The sequence below is a fragment of the Acidithiobacillus albertensis genome (assembly GCF_001931655.1).
Taxonomy (GTDB): Bacteria; Pseudomonadota; Gammaproteobacteria; order Acidithiobacillales; family Acidithiobacillaceae; genus Acidithiobacillus; species Acidithiobacillus thiooxidans.
The window spans coordinates 1-1274 of record NZ_MOAD01000128.1 but is presented as its reverse complement, the minus strand read 5'-3'; the positions used below and the strand labels follow the sequence as shown (position 1 = coordinate 1274).

The 1274-nt window shown below is 48.5% G+C and carries 1 protein-coding gene; it reads right to left on the bottom strand.

Features of this window, described 5'->3' with window-relative positions:
- Positions 1 to 333: 333 nt before the first annotated feature.
- Positions 334 to 765, bottom strand: coding sequence for an IS200/IS605 family transposase (tnpA, locus tag BLW97_RS18505; protein WP_075324205.1), 432 nt, complete (start codon positions 763 to 765; stop codon positions 334 to 336).
- Between the last annotated feature and the right edge of the window lie 509 nt (positions 766 to 1274).

The window sequence follows — 1274 nt, the reverse complement described above, 5'->3', positions numbered from 1 at the left end:
TGGTATAACTTTTTAAAACGGGTACTATCACGAGATAATGGCGATATAAAGGCAAAAAATGCTGTGAACAAGGTACCTCATGCCTTGAGGGCTTATCGAGAAGCGACACTTAAGTGGATTCATGCTGAAGCGGCTTTGACTTTAATGCAGTATCGCTCTTGATCATATTACCTGCTGTATAATTTATTCATCACGTAGACACTCCGTAATTCATGATTAGTAAATATCTCCCGGCAAAGCCGGGAGCTTTAGTTCATGAGCCGCTCAAAGCGGCTTAAAACGGGGACGCTAACGCGGCCCCTCAGTTTTGGCGCCACCACTGGGTGGCACGGATCAGCTCCATATGTTCAACTGATCTACTCGTTCATCCTCTTTCTCCTGATGGCGAATATAATACCGAATCATCGCTTCATCTCTGCCCACCGTCGATACAAAATACCCGCGCGCCCAAAAATGCTGACCCACGGACTTACGCTTCCGTTCACCGTAAGTCCGTGCAATATGGATCGCGCTCTTGCCCTTGATGTAACCCACCACACTGAATACTGCGTACTTCGGCGGTATCGAAATCAGCATATGCCCATGGTCAACCATCAGATGTCCTTCTTCTATCCGGCTTTCCTTATGCCGGGACAAAGCCCGAAATACCTCCCCAAGATCATTCCGTAACTGACCATACAACACCCTACGTCGGCACTTCGGAATAAATACTATGTGATATTTACACTCCCACTTGCTGTGCCTTAGGCTCAATCTCTCGTCCATCGGTTTCTACTTCGTCGTGTGCTTGGCGGCTCACAGCGTCGGTTCTCCGATGGACGCCACTATATGTCAAACATCTACTGTCACCCCGGCAGAGCTGGGGGATTTCCTATTTTTGGTTAAGCGTATTGTCTGACGCCCATTCCCAGTTGCCCTGCTGTGCGGCACATGCGGCCAATGATCGCCTGACAGTGGCTATTATTCCGGGTAGATTCTCAACCTGACTGAAGAGCGACAACACAAATGCTTAAAAATTAACCAGATGGAATAAGTCAGCGTTCCACTGTAGTGGACTGACTACAGTACAGTAGGGCTCGACCGAATGAAAACCGGCTGAAATCTTGTAGGAATGCTTTTTGCTTGTACGCCTTTGGTCTTTTTTATGGGAGCATCATTATGAAATCCAGCCCCTCCCCCTCAACAGCACGGCGAAAACCGATACTATGGGTGGTGGCTACCACCCTCGTCCTTTCATCTGCTGTTGGGATCACTCCAGCACTCGCCGATAATCT